Below are 20,896 nucleotides of genomic sequence, written 5' to 3'. Positions count from 1 at the left end.
TGCTTCAGTATGCCCATATGAGCAGCACCACCAGGGTGACGAAGGTGTAGAGGATGTAGAGGTGGAGCTGTCCGTGCTGCAGTCTCCTGAGCTGGGCAAGCCGATCGTTGGCGAGGCGCAGGACCGGCATGAACACGTGTTCCAGCATGGTCTCCGGCACATGGCTGGCGAAGCGGGCCGGGCCAGGGAGCGGCTCCTTCATGGCCGGCGAGGTCACGTGGGGGTGGAGGATGCCGGCGAAGGTCTTGACCAGCAGTTCCGCGAATGAAGATGCGGTGTACTGCATGCGGGGTGCTGGTCGGAGGTAGCCGCAGTCCCAGGTGACGCCACCGGCGACCGGCTCCGCCTTGAGACGGCCGACGAAGTGCAGGGCAATGCCGCCCGCAAGGCAGATCAGAACCAGTCCCAGGATAGTGATCCAACCGAGGGGTGCGGCGGCCGTGAGAGCATATCCCGTCATTCCGGCGTCCGGTTGCCAGGAGTGCACTGCTCCGGCCAGAGGAGCGGCCAGTACGAGGGGGAAGAGCCCGATTCCCAGGCAGATGACCGCCAGGAGAGCCATGGGGGCCAGCATGACCCGTACCGCCTCGTGGCCATGGTTCGTCTTCTCCGATCGGGGTATGCCGAGAAATGCAATTCCATAGACCTTGACGAAGCATGCCGCAGCTAGTCCCCCGATCAGGGCGAGGGCTGGTGCTGCCAGGGCAAGAACCGCCACGGCGGCCCCCCCTTCGTCCAGGATGCCCGAGAACAGACCGACGTAAATGAGGAATTCGCTGACGAAGCCGTTCAGGGGGGGAAGGCCACAGATTGCCACCGCCCCCACGAGGAAAAAGGCGGAGGTGTAGGGCATGCGCCGGGCCAGCCCCCCCAACAGGTCTATCTCGCGGGTACCCGTGGCATGGATCACCGCGCCGGCGCAGAGGAAGAGGAGCGACTTGAAGGTTGCGTGATTCAGCACGTGGAGCAGCGCCCCGGCCATGCCGAGGAGAACGAGGGTCGAATTCCCTAGGGTCTGGCCGATGAGTGCCACGCCGATTCCCATGGCGATGATGCCGATATTCTCGATGCTGTGGTAGGCGAGGAGGCGCTTCAGGTCGTGCTGCCCGATGGCGAAGGCGACCCCTGCCACGCCGGAAACGATGCCGATGGTGAGCACCGTTATCCCCCACCAGAGGGGGACGTGGTGGAACAGGGAAAGGGTCCGGACCAGGCCGTAGATCCCCATCTTGATCAGCACTCCCGACATGAGGGCGGAGACGTGGCTCGGGGCGTTGGCGTGGGCCGACGGAAGCCAGATGTGGAGCGGCATGAGTCCAGCCTTGAGGCCGAAGCCGAGGAGGGCGGTGACGAATATCCCGGTGGCCAGGGGGGTGGCTGCGTTCAGGGAGCCGGCTGCAGGGAAGAGAAACGACCCGGCGGCACCCCGCAGGAGGGAGAACATGGCGAACAGGGCCAGGGTGCCCAGATGGGTGGTGATCAGGTAGAGGGTGGCCGCTTCCCGCACGTCGGGTTTTTCGTCTTCCGTACTGAGCAGGAAGTAGCAGGAAAGGGCCATTATCTCCCAGGCCATGAGGAACAACACTCCGTTCCGGGCGGTGACGAGGAGCGCGAGGGAGGCGGTCAGCAGGCCGAAGAAGAAGGTGATCCGGTGCACGGTGGCGGGATTGTCGTCCGCCGGCCAGTAGCCGGCGGCGTAGACGGCGCAGCTGCCGGAGATGACGAACACGGCCAGGAGAAATATGGCTCCAAGGGGGTCGAGGCCGATTTCGCAGGGACCGAAGGGGAGGCTCCACGCGACGACGTAGGTCTCGGCCTGCCCGGTGACGAGGATGGCCATGGCGCCGGCCAGGCCGATCAGGCTGCCGAAAACAAGTATGACCGTGGCCAATTTCTGGCCCAGGGAACGGTTGCGGAGAAACAGGGCCGGTATCCCCGACAGGGCGGCCATCAGGATGGCGGCGATGATGAAGGTGCCGGCGGTCATCGGCTCCCCTTCGGCAGACCGGCTTCGATCGCTGCGACGGTTGTCATGATCTCGGCCGCATCGGCCCGACGTCGCAGAACATCCTGAAAGCGTTCGTCCCGCAGGGCATAGGCGAGCTTTGCCAGGAGGTGGAGGTGAGTCTTGACGGTGGGGCTCACCAGGGTGAAGAGGGTCTGGACCGGCAGGGAGTCGAGGGCCTTGAAATCGGTCGGCTGGGCGAGAAAGCAGAGGGTGACGAGGGGAGCCGTCACGTGGAGAAGGATCGGGTTGCGGACATGGGGGATGGCGATACCGTTGCCGATGGCGGTGGTGCCGAGCGCTTCCCTGGCCAGCAGGACCTGGAGGAGAAAGTCGGGGTCGACCTGGGGGGGGAGCTTTAGGAGTGCGACTACTTCCCGGAGGACGTTCGGCGGGTCCCCTCCCGGAACGTCGTAATGGATTCCTCCTGCCGCCAGGGCTTCTGCGAGGGTGGGAAGCGGCTCTTCCTCCTCTTCCGGCGTGGCGGCGAATATCTCGGGGGAGACTTTGATGTTGTGCTCCGTTGCCCATTCCAGGAGGTCCACGCGGTTGAGGCGGAGCTGGTCGTTCATCTTGCTGGCGGCGAGCCCTTCTTTCCGTATCCAGGCGTGGACGGTTTTTTCATCCACCTGGAGCAGTCTTGCTGCTTCTGCTACGGAGAGGAGCATCGGGAACCCCCATGGTAACTGGCGCGGCTTGACGGATGTGCTCTCCCGTCAGCGCTTTATAGGGTGGCAAGTACGAGGTTATGTGTTAATAGAACAGGATTATATGCCGTCATGGTCTATCCGTCAACTGATTAATCCGGATATTTCGTGGCGAGGCCGACACCATTTCGCGGATATCACCGCGACTGGACGCAGCGCCAGTTGCAGTAGGGGAGGGTGCCGCATAAATTCTGTTGACAAACCACACAAGAGCGGTTAATAGATTACCTATCCTCGCAAAACTCATGTCGGTTCTTTCTATTCAATTCTATCGTCATCCCGACCCTGTTTGTTAAACGGTACCCCGATCCAAGAATTTCGCACGCATACTACATTCAGTGACCATTCTGCCAGGATATATCCTTTCGGACGGCATACCGTGCCCAGCCGATCACAAACCAATTTCCCCCGAACATTTCCAGCGTAGTAGCCCTAACTGCCCCAATCAGGAGAACCGATGAACCTACAGGAACTGAAGAACAAGAAGATCAGCGAGCTTACCGCCATCGCCAAGGGGCTCAACATCGAAGGGGCATCCAGCCTGCGCAAGCAGGATATGATCTTCGCCATCCTCAATGCCCAGACCGAGAAGAACGGCATGATCTTCGGTGAAGGGGTGCTGGAAACCCTCCCTGACGGCTTCGGTTTTCTCCGGGCACCTGACTACAACTATCTTCCGGGCCCCGATGACATCTACGTATCCCCCAGCCAGATCCGCCGCTTCAACCTCCATACCGGCGACACTGTTTCCGGCCAGATCCGCCCCCCCAAGGAGGGGGAACGCTACTTTGCCCTTCTCAAGGTGGAGACGGTCAACTTCGAACCTCCCGAAGTGGCGCGGGACAAGATCCTCTTCGACAACCTCACCCCTCTCTATCCCGATGAGAAGCTGAAACTGGAGACCGCTCCCGACAATATGCCGATGCGGGTCATGGAACTGATTTCGCCTATCGGCAAGGGTCAGCGCGGCCTGATCGTCGCCCCCCCGCGGACCGGCAAGACCATGCTGATCCAGAACATCGCCAATTCCATCGCCGAGAACCATCCGGAAGTCTATCTCATTGTCCTTCTCATCGACGAGCGGCCGGAAGAGGTAACCGACATGCAGCGGTCGGTAAAGGGTGAGGTGGTTTCCTCCACCTTCGACGAACCGGCAACCCGCCACGTCCAGGTGGCCGAGATGGTCATCGAAAAAGCGAAGCGGCTCGTGGAGCACAAGCGGGACGTGGTGATCCTCCTCGACTCCATAACCCGCCTGGCCCGGGCCTACAATACCGTCATCCCCCCTTCCGGCAAGATTCTCTCCGGGGGGGTCGATTCCAACGCCCTCCACAAGCCGAAACGCTTTTTCGGCGCAGCCCGCAACATCGAAGAGGGGGGCTCTCTCACCATCATCGCCACTGCCCTCATCGATACGGGGAGCAAGATGGACGAGGTCATTTTCGAGGAGTTCAAGGGGACCGGCAACATGGAGGTCCACCTGGACCGGAAGCTGGTGGAGAAACGGACCTTTCCGGCCATCGATATCAACAAGTCCGGCACCCGCAAGGAAGAGCTTCTCATCGAAAAGAGCTCCCTCAACCGTATCTGGATTCTCCGCAAGGTGCTCCACCCCATGAACGTGGTGGACAGTATGGAGTTCCTTCTCTCCAAGCTCGCCGAGACCAAGGGAAACCAGGATTTCCTCGATTCCATGAGCAAATAGCCCGCCAGTGGAGCAATTCCCGCCGATGGCGCGGTAGCGAAAAATGTCTTGAAAAAATAAGTCGATAGTGTTACTTTTAGACCTTTCGAGTGACCGAATAATGATACCGCCGGCACTTACCCGGCGTAAGGAGGAAGAGATGAAAGAAGGAATCCATCCCAAGTATGAAGAAGTGACGGTCAAGTGCCTGTGCGGCAACACCTTCCAGACCCGTTCCACCAAGTCGGAGATCAGCACCGAGATCTGCTCCGCATGCCATCCGTTCTTCACCGGCAAGCAGAAGCTGATCGACACAGCCGGCCGTGTCGAGAGATTCAAGAAGCGCTACGGAATGTAAGCACCCCGTGGGGTGACAGGTTTGGTAAGGGGATTTTGTCGCTGGCGAAATCCCCTTATTGTTTTTCTGCTCCCTGCTTCGACGGGGGGTGCCATTTTGGCGGTTGTCTTGGCGCTGCAAGATATGCGATAATGCTTCATTAATCCTTCCGAGGAGTCGGCGTGAAAGTTGCCCTTCTTCAGCATACCCCCGAGCCGGAACTGACGGTGGCCCTGGCGGCCCGGCTCTGCTATTCCCCCGTGGACATCGACGAACTGAAGCAGAAACTGGGCACTGCCGACATCGAGGCGTTTCTCGACAAGATCATGTCCCTGGGGCACCAGTCGGTGCTGGAGCATGCCTCCTTCACCTTCGGCATCGAGGGGATATCCCGGGTGACCTCGCATCAGCTGGTGCGCCACCGGGTCGCTTCCTACTCCCAGCAGTCCCAACGGTATGTCTCCCACAAGGAGCGGTTCCGTGCGGTCGTTCCCCCCACCGTCGCCGAGCGTTCGGAACTGCTGGCCCGGTTCGAAGCCCAGTTGCAGGCGCTGCACCAGGTCTATGGCGAGATGGTGGAGGCGGGGATTCCCGCCGAGGACGCCCGTTACCTGCTCCCCAACGCCACGGAAACCAAGATACTGGTCACCATGAACGGGCGGGAACTGCTCCATTTTTTCGAACTTCGCTGCTGCGAGCGCGCCCAGTGGGAGATCCGGGCCATGGCGGTGGAAATGCTGAAGCTGGTGAAGGGCGTGGCGCCGACCATCTTCCGGGATGCCGGCCCTGGCTGCCTCACCGCCCCCTGCCCGGAAGGGACCATGACCTGTGGCAGGATCAGGGAAGTCCGGGAGAAGTTCAGAACCATGTAGGATGCACCAGGAACGCGAAAAGCGCGTTCCTCATGAGGAACAAATGTCAAAGATAAACATCGGCGGTCAGGCTGTCATCGAAGGGGTCATGATGCGCGCCCCCCGCTCCCTGGCCATCGCCGTCCGTCGCCCCACCGGCGACATTGTCGTCAGGAAGGAAGAAGTAATCCCCCTGTCGGAGCGTTTTCCCATCGTGAAACTCCCCGTCGTGCGAGGGGCGGTGGCCCTCTTTTCGTCACTCATCACCGGGATCAAGGCACTCAACTTCTCCGCCAACGAGGCGATGGTCGAAGAGGAGAAGGAGGGGGAAGAGAAGCAGGAGCTTTCGTCCTGGGCCATGGCAGGGACCATGGCGGTGGCGTTCGGTTTCGGCATCCTCCTCTTCTTCATCCTCCCCCTCTATCTGACCAAGCTTCTCACCCCTATCATCGGTACTTCCAACATCGTCTTCAATCTGGTGGACGGGGTCATCCGGGTGGTGGTTTTTATCCTCTACATCTTTGCGATTTCCCGGATGAACGACATCCAGCGGGTCTTCCAGTACCACGGGGCGGAACACAAATCGATCTTCGCCTTCGAGGCGGGGGATGCACTGACGGTGGAGAATGTGCGCAAGTACAGCTGTCTCCACCCCCGCTGTGGGACGAGCTTTCTCCTCATCGTCATGCTGGTGAGCATCGTGGTCTTTTCCCTGATCCCCAAGCTCTGGCCTTTCTACCTGAAGGCCGGTTCCCGGATCGTGCTCCTTCCCCTCATCGCGGGGCTCTCCTATGAGCTGTTGAAGTGGAGCGCCAAGAACGACCAGTCTCCCATTGTCAGGCTCCTTATCGCGCCGGGGCTGGGACTGCAGCGACTCACCACCCGGGAGCCGGACGACAGCCAGCTGGAAGTGGCGATCCGCTCCATGGAAGAGGCACTGGAGGTGAATAGCGGGTACAAGGATGACAGATTGGTGATCTGAGAATCAATAGGACGTATGAGACGTATGAGACCTATAAGTCCACTATGTCCCGTAGGTCTCAGTTTATGCTAAGGATTTCATGATGTTCGACAAAATCGAAGAACTGGAACGGCGCTACCAGGAACTGGAAGCGCTTCTGTCCGACCCGGCGGTCATCGCCAACCAGCCGGAGTTTCGCAAGCTCTCCCGGGAGCATGCCGACCTCACCGACCTGGTTGCGGCCTACCGTCGCTATCGGAAGGTGCTGGCCGAGCTGAACGAGAACCGTGAACTGCTGTCCGACCCGGACATGAAAGGGATGGCCGAGGAAGAAATGGCATCTCTCCAGGAAGAGCGGGAACGGCTCGAAGATGAGATCAGGTTGCTGCTCCTTCCCAAGGACCCTAACGACAGCAAGGGGGTCATCCTGGAGATCCGCGCCGGGACAGGCGGCGACGAGGCGGCCCTCTTCGCGGGAGACCTGTTCCGCATGTACTGCCGTTTTGCCGAGACAAACCGCTGGCGGGTCGAGGTCATCTCCGCCTCCGAGTCGGAGAAGGGAGGTTTCAAGGAGGTCATCGCCTCGGTGGAAGGGGATGGCGTTTACTCGAAACTCAAGTACGAATCGGGGACCCATCGGGTCCAGCGGGTTCCTGAGACCGAGGCCCAGGGACGCATTCATACCAGTGCCTGCACGGTCGCCATCATGGCCGAGGCGGAGGACGTTGACATCGACATTAACCCCGCCGACCTGAAGATCGACGTCTACCGCTCATCCGGCGCCGGCGGCCAGCACGTCAACACTACCGACTCGGCGGTCCGCATCACTCATATCCCCACGGGGACGGTGGTGGCCTGCCAGGAAGAGCGGAGCCAGATAAAGAACCGGGCCAAGGCCATGAAGGTCCTGAAAACCCGCATCCTGGACACCATCCTCCAGGAACAGAATGCCAAGCTGGCCGCCGACCGGAAGCAGCAGGTCGGGTCCGGTGACCGGAGCGAGCGGATCCGCACCTACAACTTTCCCCAGGGGAGGATGACCGATCATCGCATCGGCCTGACCCTCTACCGGCTCGATGCCATCATGGCGGGGGATATCGGCGAGATTGTGGACGGGCTCAGGGCGTACTATCAGATGGAAGCGCTGAAGGCACAATCCGAAGCAGCTTGAGGAACGCGCCTTTTCCGCAATCTCGGCGTTGCCTTTCGTTGCTCCTTGTGCGGCGTAGCGCTGCTACGCCTCCGCGTCGCGCCTCGGGCGCCTTGACCTTGCGAAAAAATCGCGTTCCTGAGAATGCAATAGTTATGTCAGAAAAACAGGAAATCTGGACGGTTCTGAAGGTTCTCACCTGGACCAAGGGGTACCTGGCCCAGAAGGGGGTGGAGAACGCCCGGCTGGAGTCGGAGTGGCTTCTTTGCGGGGTGCTCGATCTCGACCGGGTCGGACTCTATCTCAATTTCGACAAGCCGCTGACCGAGGCAGAATTGGCCCGGTTACGGGGAATGGTGGCCCGGCGGGCTCGACGCGAACCGCTCCAATACATTCTCGGCAGCCAGGAGTTCATGGGTCTTGAGTTCGCGGTGACGCCGGCTGTGCTGATCCCCCGCCACGACACCGAGGTGCTGGTTGCGGAGGCAGTGCAACGGGCCGCGGACGGAAGCCGGATCCTCGATATTGGCGTCGGGAGCGGCTGTATCGCCATTGCCCTGGCCAAGGTTCTCCCCCGCGCGGAAGTCATGGGAGTAGAGGCGTCGCCGGAGGCGCTGGCCCTGGCCGAGAAGAACATCGAGGCCAATGCCGTCCGGGTTACTCTCTTCGAGGGCTCGCTGTTCGAGCCGTTTCCAACGGAGCGGTTCGACCTGATCGTCTCCAATCCCCCCTACATCCCCACCGTCGACCTGGAGAGCCTCCAGCCTGAGGTGCGGGATTTCGAGCCCCGCCAGGCCTTGGACGGCGGTGCCGACGGGCTGGATTTCTATCGCCTCATAACCCCGGCTGCACCGAGTCACCTCAATCCCGGCGGCTGGCTCCTGTTCGAGGTGGGGATCGGCCAGGCAGCGGCTGTCAAGGGGCTGTTGGAGAGGACCTGCGTATTCACCGACATCTTTACCGCCAGAGACCCGAGCGGCATCGAGCGGGTGGTGGGTGGACGGCTGGCGTAGGGGCGCTGCTTGCTGCGCCCCTGATTACCGGACCAAGATGGGCGGAGCAAGCGCCGCCCCTACATTACTGATAGAGGTACTGCAGTGGATAAGTTAATCATCAAAGGTGGCAAGAAACTCTCCGGTGAGGTCACCGTGAGCGGTTCGAAGAACGCCTCGCTCCCCATTTTCGTTTCAACCATCCTGGCCCCCGGCCGCAACGAAATCAGCAACGTGCCGTTCCTACGGGACATCAACACCACCATCAAGGTGTTGGAAACCCTGGGGGCGGTGGTCGAGGGGAACGGCAATGTGGTCGGTATCGACACCACCAACGTGAACAACCACGAGGCCACCTACGAGCTGGTCAAGACTATGCGTGCTTCGGTGCTGGTTCTCGGCCCTCTCCTCGCAAGGCTTGGCAAGGCGCGGGTGTCGCTCCCCGGCGGCTGCGCCATCGGCGCACGTCCCATCAACCTCCACCTGAAGGGGCTGGCTGCTCTGGGTGCGGACATCAATCTCACCCATGGCTACGTGGAGGCCAAGGCGAAACGCCTCAGGGGGGCACGGATCAATTTCGACATCTCCACCGTCGGCGGTACCGAACATCTCATGATGGCGGCCGCCACCGCCAAGGGGGAGACGATCCTGGAGAACGCGGCCCGCGAGCCGGAGATCGTCGACCTGGCCATTGTCCTCAACAACATGGGGGCGAAAATAGAAGGTGCCGGTACTGACACCATCCGGATAACCGGCGTGAACGAGCTGGGACCGGTCAGCCACCGGGTGATGCCGGACCGGATCGAGGCGGGGACGTTCATGATCGCGGCGGCCATCACCGGCGGCGACATCAGGATCCGCAACATGCAGCTGGAGCACCTGGATGCCCTTGTCTTCAAGCTGCAGGATGTCGGCGTGGAGATCATCAACAAGGATAACATAGTGCGGGTCAAGGGGCCGCGGAAGATCAGGGGGATCAACATCAAGACCCGTCCCTATCCCGGTTTCCCCACGGACATGCAGGCCCAGTTCATGGCGCTCATGTGCCTGGCCGACGGGGCCAGCGTCATCAGCGAGAACATCTTCGAGAACCGGTTCATGCACGTCTCCGAGCTGATGCGCTTTGGTGCCGACATCACCGTCGAGGGGAACACCGCAACGGTAAAAGGGATAAAGAAGCTTTCCGGCGCCCCGGTCATGGCCACCGACCTACGCGCCTCTGCCTGCCTCATCCTGGCGGGACTGGCAGCGGACAACACCACCGAGGTTTCCCGCATCTACCACCTGGACCGGGGGTATGAGTCCATAGAGAAAAAGCTGGCGGGGCTCGGCGCGGACATCCAAAGAGTAAAGGAGTGACGGATGCCGCTTTTCCGCAATCTCTGCGTTGGCGTTCAGAATCTCCTTGTGCGGCGTAGCGCGGCTACGCCTCCGCGGGATTCCTTCGCCGCCTTGACCTTGCGAAAAATCGACATCCGGAAGGTTACACCATGAAAGACTTCATAACAATCGCCATTCCCAAGGGGCGTATCCTCCAGGAGTCCGTGGCCCTCTTCAAGAAGATCGGGATCGACTGCGAGGAACTCCTCTCCGATACCCGCAAGCTTATCTTCGAGAATCCGGTGCAGAAGATGCGCTACATGATCGTCCGGGCCACCGATGTTCCTACTTACGTGGAGTACGGCTGCGCCGATCTGGGGATCGTCGGCAAGGATACGCTCCTGGAGCAGGACAAGGACCTCTACGAGCCCCTGGATCTCAAGTTCGGCTACTGCCGGATGATGGTGGCGGAACCGGCGGAACTCTCCCGCGACGACGACCCGGCCGGCTGGACCAACATCCGGATCGCCACCAAGTACCCCAACTTCACGGAGAAGTATTTCACCCGCAAGGGGGTGCAGGTGGAGATCATCAAGCTCTATGGCTCCATCGAACTGGCGCCGCTGGTGGGGCTCTCCGAGCGGATCGTTGACTTGGTTTCCACCGGTGAGACCCTGAAACAGAACGGCCTGGTAGAGGTGGAGACCATTGCCGAGATCACCACCCGCCTCATCGTCAACCGGGCGAGCATGAAGACGAAATACCAGCGGATTACCGAGATCATCCAAGGTCTGGAGAAGCACGTATGAGACAGGTTGCTGAAAAGCAGCCATCTCGCCGCCGTCCTCGAACGCCGCGTCGTGCGGCGTAGCGCTGCTACGCCTCCTTCGGGATTTCTGCGGGTGCGACGATCCGGCCACTTTTGAGCAACCTGGGGTTCCGAGATTCTTAACCCAGCAAAGGATAAGGCATGAAATTTCTCCATATTCACGATGCCAACTTCGACGCGGAATTTGCTGCCATTCTGGCCCGGGGTGAAGAAACCGGGCGGGAGGTGGAGCAGGTCGTCCTCGACATCATTGCGGCGGTACGGGCGCAGGGTGACGTGGCGCTTCTCGACTACACCCGGCGTTTCGACCGGCTGGAAGCCGGTTCCGTTGCTGCCCTGGAGGTGACGGAGGATGAGTTCAACGAAGCCTTCGCCCGGGTGGAAGAAGCGGACATGGCTGCCCTCAAGCTGGCGGTGGAGCGGGTTGCCCGCTTCCACGAGAAGCAGAAGCAGGAGACCTGGCTTTCCACGGATGAGACCGACATTCTCCTCGGACAGATGGTGACGCCTCTGGAGCGGGTCGGTATCTACGTTCCCGGCGGGAAGGCGAGCTATCCTTCCAGCGTCATCATGAATGCGGTGCCGGCCAAGGTGGCCGGTGTCGGCGAAGTGATCATGGTCGCCCCGACGCCGGGGGGTGAGATCAATCCCCACGTGCTGGTGGCGGCACGGCTTTCCGGCGTCGACCGGGTCTTCCGCCTCGGCGGCGCCCAGGCGGTGGCGGCCCTTGCCTACGGTACGGCGACGGTCCCGCGGGTGGACAAGGTCACCGGCCCCGGCAACATCTACGTGGCGACCGCCAAGAAGCTGGTGTTCGGCCAGGTGGGAATCGACATGATTGCCGGCCCCTCCGAGATCCTCGTCATCAACGACGGGAGCGGCACGCCGGCCCACATCGCCGCCGACCTCCTCTCCCAGGCGGAACACGACGAGCTTGCCTCCTCCATCCTCATCACCACCGACCGTGATTTCGGCGAGCGGGTGGCGGCGGAAGTGGAGCGGCAGCTGAAGGAGCTGTCACGGGAGAGCATCGCCCGGAAGTCCTGGGAATGCTATGGCGCGGTCATCGTCGCCGGCACCCTGGACGAGGCAATCGTCTTTTCCAACCGGATCGCGCCGGAGCACCTGGAACTGGCGGTGGCCGACCCCTTTGCCATCCTTCCGAAAATCAGGAATGCGGGCGCCATCTTCCTCGGTCACTTCACCCCCGAGGCGGCGGGTGACTATCTGGCCGGCCCCAACCACACCCTGCCAACCGGCGGCACCGCCCGCTTCTTCTCTCCCCTGTCAGTGGATGATTTCGTGAAGAAGTCTTCCATCGTCTATTTCAGCCAGGGGGGGCTCAACCGGCTGGGAAAAGACATCGTAAGGATCGCCGAGCTGGAAGGATTGGAAGCCCACGGCAAATCGGTCAGCATCCGCCTTTGGTGAACCGCAGCTTTTTCCCCATGTCGGCGTTGGCCTTCGGGATTCCTTGTGCGGCGTACAAACTGTACGCCTCCGCGTCATCCCTTGACTGCCTTGACCTGAGAAAAAATCCACGGTTCTGAATGTAGTGCTGTTGCAAGATAGCAATTTTAATAGTGAGGAGGTGTCCATGTCCCGCAAAGCCATCATCGAGCGCATCACCAGGGAGACCCAGATAAAGCTTACCCTCGACCTTGACGGGACGGGGGAGGCGAAGGTCTGCACGTCGGTACCGTTTCTCGACCACATGCTCAACCTGTTCGCCCGCCACGGCCTGTTCGACCTGACCGTGGAGGCGAAGGGGGATATCGACATCGACTTCCACCACACGGTGGAGGACATCGGCATCGTCCTCGGCGAGGCGCTGAAAGAGGCCCTCGGCGACAAGGCGGGAATCCGCCGCTACGGCCAGGCCACGGTCCCCATGGACGAGACCCTGGCGAGCGTGGCTGTCGACCTGTCGGGGCGTCCCTATCTGGTCTACAACGTGCGGCTCCCCAAGGTGAAGATCGGCGAGTTCGACGTGGAACTGGCGAAGGAATTCTTCCAGGCATTCACCAACCACCTGGCAGCCAATATCCACATCAACGTCATGTACGGCGACAACGTCCACCACATCCTGGAGGCCTGCTTCAAGGCCCTGGCAAGGGCATTGGACCAGGCGACCCAGGTGGACCCGCGGATCGCCGGGGTCATGTCGACCAAAGGGAAATTATAACGGCGGGACTAGGAACCGGGGATCAGGGACCAGCAAAAGCTCATGCGCTTTGCCCGTTCCCGGTCCCCGGTCCCCGGGCCCCGAGGTCTTGAGATGATTGCAATCGTTGACTACGGCATGGGGAATCTCCGTTCCGTGCAAAAGGGGTTCGAGAAGGTCGGCTTCGAGGCAATCGTTACCGCCGACCCCAAGGTGGTGCTGGAAGCGGAGAAGATTGTCCTCCCTGGCGTCGGGGCGTTTCGCGACTGCATGCGGAACCTGGAGCAGGGGGGGTTCGTGGAGCCGATTCTCAAGGTGATCCAGGAAGGGCGGCCCTTCCTGGGTATCTGTGTCGGCATGCAGCTTCTCATGACCGACAGCGTTGAGTTCGGTCTCTACCAGGGGCTGAACGTCATCCCCGGGCATGTGCTCCGTTTCCCGGAAGGGATGGAGGAGAACGGCGAGGAGTTAAAGGTCCCCCATATGGGGTGGAACCAGCTCGCCATCCGTCGCCGGTCCCCCATCTTTACCGGCATAGAGGAGGGGACCAATGTCTACTTCGTCCACTCCTACTACGAAAAGCCGGACGACGACTCGGTGGTGGCGGCAACCTCCGCGTACGGAATCGAGTTCTGCGCCTCCATCTGGAAAGACAACATCGTCGCCACCCAGTTCCATCCGGAGAAGTCCCAGGAAATAGGGCTGCGCATGCTGAAAAATTTTGGAGAAATGAAAAACTGATAGTAGCTTTGAAAGGTTTTATTGATGATAGTTATTCCGGCCATTGACTTGAAGGAAGGAAAGTGCGTCCGCCTGGAGCAGGGACTCATGGAGAAGGACACCGTCTTCTGCGACAATCCGGCCGAGCAGGCCTTGGAGTGGGAGCGGCAGGGGGGAGAACTGCTCCATATCGTCGACCTGGACGGGGCATTTGCCGGCGTGCCGAAAAACAGGGCCGCCATCGCTTCGATCATCTCGGCGGTTTCCATCCCGACCCAACTCGGCGGCGGGATACGTGACATCGAGACCATCGGGGCGTACCTCGACCTCGGTCTCTCCCGGGTGATCCTCGGCACGGCCGCCCAGCGCAATCCTCTCCTCGTGGAGGAGGCGTGCAGGCTTTTCCCCGGTCGGATTGTGGTCGGCATCGATGCAAAGAACGGGATGGTCGCGGTGCAGGGGTGGGCCGAAGTGACCGGTGTCACGGCAGTGGACCTGGCGAAACGTTTCGAGGGGTACGGCGTGGCCGCCATCATCTATACCGACATCAGCCGGGACGGGATGATGCAGGGGCCGAACCTGGAAGCTACCCGCGCCCTGGCCGAGGCGATCACCATTCCGGTTATCGCGTCCGGCGGTGTTTCCTCCCTCAAGGATATCGAGAACCTCATGGCCATTGAACCGTCCGGCGTGACGGGAGTGATCACCGGCAAGGCCATCTACACCGGCGCCATCAGGCTGGCCGAAGCGGTGGCGCTGACCAAGAAAGGCAGGTAAAGGTAGAGGTGAAGGTAAAGATAAGGCCACGGAACTGGAGCTTTTTCTCTATCTTTACCTCTACCTCTACCTGTGAATTCGGAGAATTCACATGCTGACCAAGCGCATTATCCCCTGTCTTGACGTAAAAGGTGGCCGGGTCGTCAAGGGGGTCCAGTTTCTGGAACTCCGGGACGCCGGCGACCCGGTGGAGATCGCCGAGATGTACGACCGGCAGGGGGCGGACGAACTGACCTTCCTCGATATCACCGCCTCCTCCGATGCCCGGAACATCATCATCGACGTGGTGCGCCGCACCGCCGAGCGCGTCTTCATGCCCCTCACCGTGGGTGGCGGGGTGCGGTCGGTGGATGACATCCGTAACCTTCTCAATGCCGGGGCGGACAAGGTCTCCATCAACACGGCGGCGATACATCGGCCGGACTTCGTGAGGGAGGCGGCTGAGCGGTTCGGCTCCCAGTGTACGGTGGTGGCTATCGATGCGCGCCGGGTACCGGGAGAGGAGCGCTGGGAGGTCTATACCCACGGGGGTCGCAATGCCACTGGAATCGATGCCGTGGAATGGGCCAGGCGCATGGAAGAATACGGTTCCGGCGAAATACTCCTTACGAGCATGGACCGGGACGGGACCAAGGACGGCTACGACCTTCCCCTGACCCGCGCGGTGGCGGATGCGGTCAGCATTCCGGTCATCGCCTCCGGGGGTGTCGGCAACCTGGATCATCTTTACGACGGCTTTACCCAAGGGGGGGCGAGCGCTTGCCTGGCGGCCTCCATCTTTCACTACCGTGAGTACACCATCCGGGAGGCGAAGGAATATCTCAAGGAAAGGGGCGTGCCGGTCAGGCTGTAGAACCCTGCGTGTTTTTTTGCTTTCCGGTGGTCAACGACAAACGACAGGAACTTACCATGAACGAGTCACACGACGACATCCTGCAGGCCGTATACCAGGTTGTCCAGGAGCGGAAGGCCGTCCCTGCGGAGAATTCGTACACCGCGTCACTCATGGCCAAGGGGATCGATACGATTCTCAAGAAGCTGGGAGAAGAGGCGACCGAACTGGTCATCGCCGGCAAGGGGGGTGCCAGGGACGAAATCGTCTACGAGACTGCCGATCTGTTCTTCCACACCCTGGTGCTCCTCGCTCATTATGATATCTCTCCCGACGAAATCTATGCCGAGTTGCGCCGGCGCTTCGGCATCTCCGGCATTGCGGAAAAGGCATCCCGCGTTCCATTGAAATAGCTGCTCATGGGGAGTCTCCGGATGATGGTTGCCTGAAAAAAGGGCAAATTTTTCTTGACTTTACGGGTGGCGATGGTACTATGCGTATTCCAAAAAATTACATACCGGCCTGACCTTTTGATACACGTGTAAATTTGCTAGAGGGGGGAGGGGAATATGAATGCCGGGAGTAAAGGTAAAAGAAACTGAATCTTTTGAGCTTGCACTGAAGAAATTCAAGAAGCAGTGCGAAAAAGCGGGAATCCTTTCCGAAGTCCGCAAGCGTGAGCATTTCGAGAAGCCGAGTATCAAGCGGAAGAAGAAGGCGATCGCCGCGCGGAAACGTGCGCTCAAGAAGCAGCGTAAAATGATGGATTAATCGAGGTTGGCATGTCGCTCAAGGATCAATTGACCGAGGAGATGAAGCTGGCCATGAAGGCCAGGGACGAACTCAGGCTCTCGGTCATCCGCCTGGTCCGCTCTGCGGTGAAAAACCGTGAAATCGACCAGAAGCGGGAATTGGACGACCAGGGGATCAGCGAGGTTATCGCCTCGCTGGTCAAGCAACGCCGGGAATCTATCCGGATGTTTGGCGAGGCAGGCAGGGCCGATCTGGTGGCCAAGGAGGAGCAGGAGTTGCAGGTCCTCCTGGCGTTCCTCCCCCGGCAGCTCGACCGCGAAGAAGTCGGTGAGCTGGTCGTCAAGGCCATCGCCGCGAGCGGTGCACAGGGGCCGAAGGATATGGGGCAGGTGATGAAAGCCCTGCAATCCCAGGTTGCCGGAAGGGCTGACGGGAAGATGGTCAGCGAAGTTGTCCGGGAGAAACTGGCCCAGGTATAGCCTTGTATCTCGTTTGACGGTTATTTTTGCAGTGCGAAGTAGGGGCATTTCACGGGAATGCCCCTACTTTTACTTTACGGTTGCAATCGGGTGCAGGAAATGAACCTCATCGACATCCTTATCTGGATTGTATTACTGGTGTTTGTGATAAAAGGGTTCATGAAAGGCCTGGTGCGCGAAGTCTGTTCCCTCCTTGGCCTGGTGCTCGGTGGCTGGGCCGCCTTTAACTACTATCCGTACCTTGCCGAATCCTTGCGGTCGTTTATCCGTGTCCCCCAGCACATTGCGCTGGCGCTCTCCTTTCTCCTCATCTTCCTGGTCCTGGGGCTGCTCTTCTACCTGCTTGGCCACCTCCTCACGGTTGTTTTCAAGATCATGCTGCTTGGGGGGATAAACCGGGTTGGCGGGGTGCTGTTAGGCCTGCTGGAAGGGGCCTTTCTCCTCTGCATGCTGCTCTACCTGGCGACGAGCAAGCCGGTGCCGGACCGTGTCAAGGGGTATCTTCAGCATTCCCGCACCGCCCAGCCGTTCATTGCGTCGGGGCGTGAGATAGTAGCCGGCTGGGACAGTGCGAGAAAGGTCGCTCCCCCTGGCGGGGCCAAATAGTGTGTAGGTGCGGACTGCTGTTGCGTTTACGTTCTGACGGCCTGCTTGTTGGCAGGCGGTACGGTGCAGGGAGATAAGATTCACAATGTCGATGATCCCAGACGATAAGGTGAGGGAGGTACGCGAACGGGCCGCCATCCTCGACGTGATCTCGGACTACGTGAATCTGCGGAAATCGGGCGCCAATTATCAAGGTATTTGCCCGTTCCATGGCGAAAAAACCCCGTCATTCAACGTCAACCCGGCCCGGGAAATTTTTCACTGTTTCGGGTGCGGTGTCGGCGGAAATGTCTTCACGTTCATTATGAAGATCGAGGGGCTCGCCTTCCCCGAAGCGGTCAAATTCGTGGCCAAGCGGGTAGGCGTGGTGATCGAGGATCGCCCCCTGACGGCGACGGAGCAGAGACGGCAGGACGAACGGGAACAGTTCTACCGGGTCAACGAGTTGGCGGCGCGCTTCTATCGTCGTGTGTTGCTCGAGGATGGCGCTGGCGAGGCGGGACGGCGCTATCTGGAACGGCGCGGCGTCGATGCAGCCACTTCCGAGGCATACCGGCTCGGTTTCGCTCCCGACAGGTGGGACGGGCTGGCCCATTTCCTGCAACAGCAGCGGGTGCCTCTCCCCCTGGCGGAAAAGCTCGGCATTGTCCGGCAACGTGAGGGTGGAGGCTATTACGACATCTTTCGCAATCGCCTCATCTTCACCATAGCCGATCCCCAGGGACGCCCCATAGGGTTCGGCGGCCGTGTGCTGGATGATTCCCTGCCGAAGTATATCAATTCGCCGGAATCGCCCATTTACCACAAGAGCGAGGTGCTGTTCGGTGTTGACCTGGCCCGCCAGGCTATGCGTGGCGAGGGGGCGGCGATCATCGTCGAGGGATATTTCGACCATCTCGCCCTCTTCCAGTCGGGGGTGAAGAACGTGGTCGCCACCTGCGGGACGGCACTGACGCCGGGGCACCTCAAGCTGTTACAGCGTTATGCCGGGCGGTTCTATACGCTTTTCGATTCGGACAGCGCCGGCAAGAAGGCGACCTTCCGGGCAATGGAACTCTTTCTCGGCGAGAACGTCCCCGCCAGCGTGATCGAGCTGACGGCAGGCGAAGATCCGGACAGCTACCTGAGAAAAGAAGGAGCGGATGCCTTTGCCGGTCGACTCAAGGGGGCGCGGCCGATCTTCGACTATTTTTTCCGCGATCTGGTGCAACGTAGCGATACCGGTTCCGTGGCCGGCAAGGTGGCGGTAATCGACCAGTTGACCCCCTTTCTGGCGAAGATTTCCAACCCGGTGGAGCGCGATCTCTACGTACGGGAAATTGCCCGGGTGCTGGGGGTCGAAGAGCGGGCGCTCCTGCGCAAGCTTGGGAAGGGACCGGTCACCGCAGCCGACATGGTGCCGGTTCGGGGGCAACAGCGGGGCAGCCTCGGAAGCGAGGAGATGCTCCTGGCGCTGATGGGAAAATTCCCGGAGGTTGCCGGACGGGTGCGCGAATACGGGCCGGCGGGACTTTTTTCCCCGGAGCATTTGCCGATTGCCGAGACCATCCTTGCCCAGCAGGAAACGGGCAATATGGTTGACTGGGGGCGGATACTGGAGCAGATCGGGTCGCCTGAGGAACGGAACAGGTTGGCGGCCCTTTTTGTCGCCGATGCCCATCTCGATGATATCGATCCCCATAAGGCATTCGACCAGTGTCTGCAGGCACGGGAGCGGGACTCCCTGCGGGGACTCAAATCCCTCGCCCGGGAGCTGTCACAGCTTGATCCCGATTCAACGCGTTACCGCGAGTTGCTGGAGCAGATGGAAAGCTTGCGAAATAGAAAATCGCAATTATTATAGATATACGGATTTTTCAGGGGTGAAGTGAATGGCCAAAAAAAATATGGATGAAGTCAAACAGCTGATCGACCTGGGCAAGGAGAAGGGGTTTCTCACCTACGATGAGGTGAACGATCTGCTCCCTCCCGATATTGTCTCGTCCGAGCAGATCGACGACGTCATGAGCATGTTTGGCGAAATGGACATAGAAATCGTCGATTCCGCCCAGAAGGTCAAGATTCCCAAGGTCAAGCTCGACCTTGAGGAAGAAGAGGAGATGGAAGGGGAGCAGGAGGACATGGAGTTCGAGCCGGGTGCCCTCGGCCGGACCAGCGACCCGGTCCGCATGTATCTGCGGGAGATGGGATCGGTGTCGCTCCTTACCCGCGAAGGGGAAGTGGAGATCGCCAAGCGGATCGAGGACGGGGAGCGGGACATGGCGAGCGTCATCCTCAATACCCCGATCACCGTCAAGGAGGTGATCTCCCTCGGTGATAAACTGAAAAAGTTCCAGATCAGTGCCGCTGAGATCAGCAAGGAAGTCGAAGAGGAGGAGTTGGAGGAGGATGAAGAGGATCATCAGAAAATCCGCCTGCTTGCGGTAATCGACGAGATTGCCGAGCTTGATGCCCAGGTGGACCAGTTCCAGAACTCCCTCGAAAGCGGCTCCCTGACTGCCAAGGAGCGGGACCGGCAGACGGCCGAACAGCAGGAGATGAAGGCGAAACTTGCCGAATTGCTTAAATCTCTCCGCCTGAAGGACCGCCATATAGAGAAGATTGCCCAGCGGCTCAAGGAGTTGTCCTGCAAGGTTGACAAGGTTCTGGCGGAAATCGCCGAACTCGAACAGGAGCTTCAGCTTCCCCACGCCGAGTTGGTGACGGTTTTCGAGAAACTGCACAAGAACGCCACCGAGGAAAAGCGTGCCCTCAAAAAGCTCGGCGGCGTATCCCTGGATGAGGCCAACAAGCTGGAGAAGCGTTTGCATGCTGCCGAGAAGAAGCTGAAGAAGGTGGAACAGGAGTCCGGTTTCCGGGCGACGGATCTTTCCACGGCGCTCAAGGCGATCGAGCGGGGTGAGGAAAAGGCAAAGCTGGCCAAGTCCGAACTGGTGGAGGCGAACCTGCGGCTCGTGGTCTCCATCGCCAAGAAATACACCAACAGGGGGCTCCAGTTCCTCGACCTGATCCAGGAGGGGAACATCGGCCTGATGAAGGCGGTGGACAAGTTCGAGTACCAGCGCGGCTACAAATTCTCTACCTATGCCACCTGGTGGATCCGCCAGGCCATTACCCGCGCCATTGCCGACCAGGCCCGCACCATCCGGATTCCGGTCCACATGATCGAGACCATCAACAAGCTGATCCGCACCAGCCGGCAGCTGGTCCAGGAGATCGGCCGGGAGCCTTCGCCGGAGGAGATCGCCGAACGTATGAGCCTGCCGCTGGACAAGGTACGCAAGGTTCTGAAGATCGCCAAGGAACCGATCTCCCTGGAGACTCCCATCGGCGAGGAAGAGGATTCCCACCTCGGCGACTTCATCGAGGACAAGGGGGTGGTGTCGCCCCTGGAGGCGGTCATCAAGGCCAACCTCTCCGAGCAGACCTCCCGGGTGCTTGCCACCCTCACCCCCCGCGAAGAGAAGGTCCTGCGGATGCGTTTCGGCATCGGCGAAAAGAGCGATCATACTCTGGAAGAGGTTGGACAGGATTTCGAGGTCACCCGCGAGAGGATTCGCCAGATCGAGGCGAAGGCGCTCCGCAAGCTCCGGCATCCGAGCAGGAGCAAAAAGCTCAAGAGTTTCGTGGAATAACTCCGCATGGAATAGTACAAGGCCGCCCCGGGCAACCGGTGCGGCCTTTTTCTTCTTGTCCGTGCGAACTGTGCACCACGTTCTTGACGTCCCA

21 protein-coding genes are annotated in these 20,896 nt (G+C 60.2%); 19 read left to right on the top strand and 2 right to left on the bottom strand.

The features are described 5' to 3' along the window. Positions 1 to 4: 4 nt before the first annotated feature. Positions 5 to 1,987, bottom strand: coding sequence for a proton-conducting transporter transmembrane domain-containing protein (locus KI810_RS09805; protein WP_214175352.1), 1,983 nt, complete (start codon positions 1,985 to 1,987; stop codon positions 5 to 7). Continuing rightward, positions 1,984 to 2,673, bottom strand: a complete 690-nt coding sequence (locus KI810_RS09800) for a PTS sugar transporter subunit IIA (RefSeq protein WP_214175351.1) — start codon at positions 2,671 to 2,673, stop codon at positions 1,984 to 1,986. Before KI810_RS09800 ends, KI810_RS09805 begins: the two co-directional genes overlap by 4 nt. 496 nt (positions 2,674 to 3,169) lie before the next feature. On the opposite strand from KI810_RS09800, the gene rho reads away from it, so the two are divergent. The 19 genes from rho (at position 3,170) to rpoD (ending at position 20,802) form a co-directional block, all read left to right on the top strand. After that, positions 3,170 to 4,417, top strand: coding sequence for a transcription termination factor Rho (gene rho, locus KI810_RS09795; RefSeq protein ID WP_214175350.1), 1,248 nt, complete (start codon positions 3,170 to 3,172; stop codon positions 4,415 to 4,417). Positions 4,418 to 4,556: 139 nt separating this feature from the next. Next, positions 4,557 to 4,754, top strand: a complete 198-nt coding sequence (rpmE, locus tag KI810_RS09790; protein WP_214175349.1) for a 50S ribosomal protein L31 — start codon at positions 4,557 to 4,559, stop codon at positions 4,752 to 4,754. 161 nt (positions 4,755 to 4,915) lie between these two features. Beyond that, a complete protein-coding gene (gene thyX, locus KI810_RS09785; RefSeq protein WP_214175348.1) occupies positions 4,916 to 5,605 on the top strand; it encodes an FAD-dependent thymidylate synthase in 690 nt (229 codons plus the stop codon). Positions 5,606 to 5,648: 43 nt separating this feature from the next. After that, a complete protein-coding gene (locus tag KI810_RS09780) occupies positions 5,649 to 6,566 on the top strand; it encodes a DUF1385 domain-containing protein (protein ID WP_214175347.1) in 918 nt (305 codons plus the stop codon). Between the two features lie 82 nt (positions 6,567 to 6,648). Further along, the gene (gene prfA, locus KI810_RS09775) at positions 6,649 to 7,716 is read left to right on the top strand and encodes a peptide chain release factor 1 (protein ID WP_214175346.1); all 1,068 of its coding nucleotides are present in this window, start codon (positions 6,649 to 6,651) and stop codon (positions 7,714 to 7,716) included. Positions 7,717 to 7,850: 134 nt separating this feature from the next. Next, complete coding sequence (prmC, locus tag KI810_RS09770; RefSeq protein WP_214175345.1) at positions 7,851 to 8,708, top strand: peptide chain release factor N(5)-glutamine methyltransferase; 858 nt, start codon at positions 7,851 to 7,853, stop codon at positions 8,706 to 8,708. Positions 8,709 to 8,792: 84 nt separating this feature from the next. Beyond that, positions 8,793 to 10,046 (top strand): UDP-N-acetylglucosamine 1-carboxyvinyltransferase, encoded by a 1,254-nt coding sequence (gene murA, locus KI810_RS09765; RefSeq protein ID WP_214175344.1) that lies wholly within the window; start codon positions 8,793 to 8,795, stop codon positions 10,044 to 10,046. Positions 10,047 to 10,177: 131 nt separating this feature from the next. After that, positions 10,178 to 10,816 (top strand): ATP phosphoribosyltransferase, encoded by a 639-nt coding sequence (gene hisG, locus KI810_RS09760; RefSeq protein ID WP_214175343.1) that lies wholly within the window; start codon positions 10,178 to 10,180, stop codon positions 10,814 to 10,816. Positions 10,817 to 10,977: 161 nt separating this feature from the next. Further along, a complete protein-coding gene (gene hisD, locus KI810_RS09755; RefSeq protein ID WP_214175342.1) occupies positions 10,978 to 12,267 on the top strand; it encodes a histidinol dehydrogenase in 1,290 nt (429 codons plus the stop codon). 166 nt (positions 12,268 to 12,433) lie between these two features. Further along, positions 12,434 to 13,021 (top strand): imidazoleglycerol-phosphate dehydratase HisB, encoded by a 588-nt coding sequence (gene hisB, locus KI810_RS09750; RefSeq protein ID WP_214175341.1) that lies wholly within the window; start codon positions 12,434 to 12,436, stop codon positions 13,019 to 13,021. A gap of 93 nt (positions 13,022 to 13,114) precedes the next feature. After that, positions 13,115 to 13,741 (top strand): imidazole glycerol phosphate synthase subunit HisH, encoded by a 627-nt coding sequence (gene hisH, locus KI810_RS09745; RefSeq protein WP_214175340.1) that lies wholly within the window; start codon positions 13,115 to 13,117, stop codon positions 13,739 to 13,741. A gap of 24 nt (positions 13,742 to 13,765) precedes the next feature. Next, positions 13,766 to 14,497 (top strand): 1-(5-phosphoribosyl)-5-[(5-phosphoribosylamino)methylideneamino]imidazole-4-carboxamide isomerase, encoded by a 732-nt coding sequence (gene hisA, locus KI810_RS09740; RefSeq protein WP_214175339.1) that lies wholly within the window; start codon positions 13,766 to 13,768, stop codon positions 14,495 to 14,497. A gap of 91 nt (positions 14,498 to 14,588) precedes the next feature. Beyond that, positions 14,589 to 15,350, top strand: a complete 762-nt coding sequence (hisF, locus tag KI810_RS09735) for an imidazole glycerol phosphate synthase subunit HisF (protein WP_214175338.1) — start codon at positions 14,589 to 14,591, stop codon at positions 15,348 to 15,350. A gap of 56 nt (positions 15,351 to 15,406) precedes the next feature. After that, entirely contained in the window at positions 15,407 to 15,742 is a 336-nt protein-coding gene (locus KI810_RS09730; protein ID WP_214175337.1) for a phosphoribosyl-ATP diphosphatase, read from the top strand. 160 nt (positions 15,743 to 15,902) lie between these two features. Then, positions 15,903 to 16,100: a 30S ribosomal protein S21 gene (gene rpsU / locus KI810_RS09725; protein ID WP_214175336.1), complete on the top strand. Its 198-nt coding sequence runs from the start codon at positions 15,903 to 15,905 to the stop codon at positions 16,098 to 16,100. 11 nt (positions 16,101 to 16,111) lie between these two features. Further along, the gene (locus KI810_RS09720) at positions 16,112 to 16,561 is read left to right on the top strand and encodes a GatB/YqeY domain-containing protein (RefSeq protein WP_214175335.1); all 450 of its coding nucleotides are present in this window, start codon (positions 16,112 to 16,114) and stop codon (positions 16,559 to 16,561) included. 99 nt (positions 16,562 to 16,660) lie between these two features. Beyond that, positions 16,661 to 17,167: a CvpA family protein gene (locus KI810_RS09715; RefSeq protein WP_214175334.1), complete on the top strand. Its 507-nt coding sequence runs from the start codon at positions 16,661 to 16,663 to the stop codon at positions 17,165 to 17,167. A gap of 85 nt (positions 17,168 to 17,252) precedes the next feature. After that, positions 17,253 to 19,010, top strand: a complete 1,758-nt coding sequence (gene dnaG / locus KI810_RS09710) for a DNA primase (protein ID WP_214175333.1) — start codon at positions 17,253 to 17,255, stop codon at positions 19,008 to 19,010. A gap of 28 nt (positions 19,011 to 19,038) precedes the next feature. After that, positions 19,039 to 20,802 carry an RNA polymerase sigma factor RpoD gene (gene rpoD / locus KI810_RS09705; protein WP_214175332.1) on the top strand — a complete coding sequence of 588 codons (1,764 nt, stop codon included), beginning with the start codon at positions 19,039 to 19,041 and terminating at the stop codon, positions 20,800 to 20,802. Positions 20,803 to 20,896: the final 94 nt, after the last annotated feature.

Origin of the sequence: Geomobilimonas luticola (assembly GCF_018476905.1) — a bacterium.
GTDB classification, from domain to species: domain Bacteria; phylum Desulfobacterota; class Desulfuromonadia; order Geobacterales; family Geobacteraceae; genus Geomobilimonas; species Geomobilimonas luticola.
The sequence above is the reverse complement of the archived record's forward strand: the minus strand, read 5'-3'. Positions and strand labels throughout refer to the sequence as shown.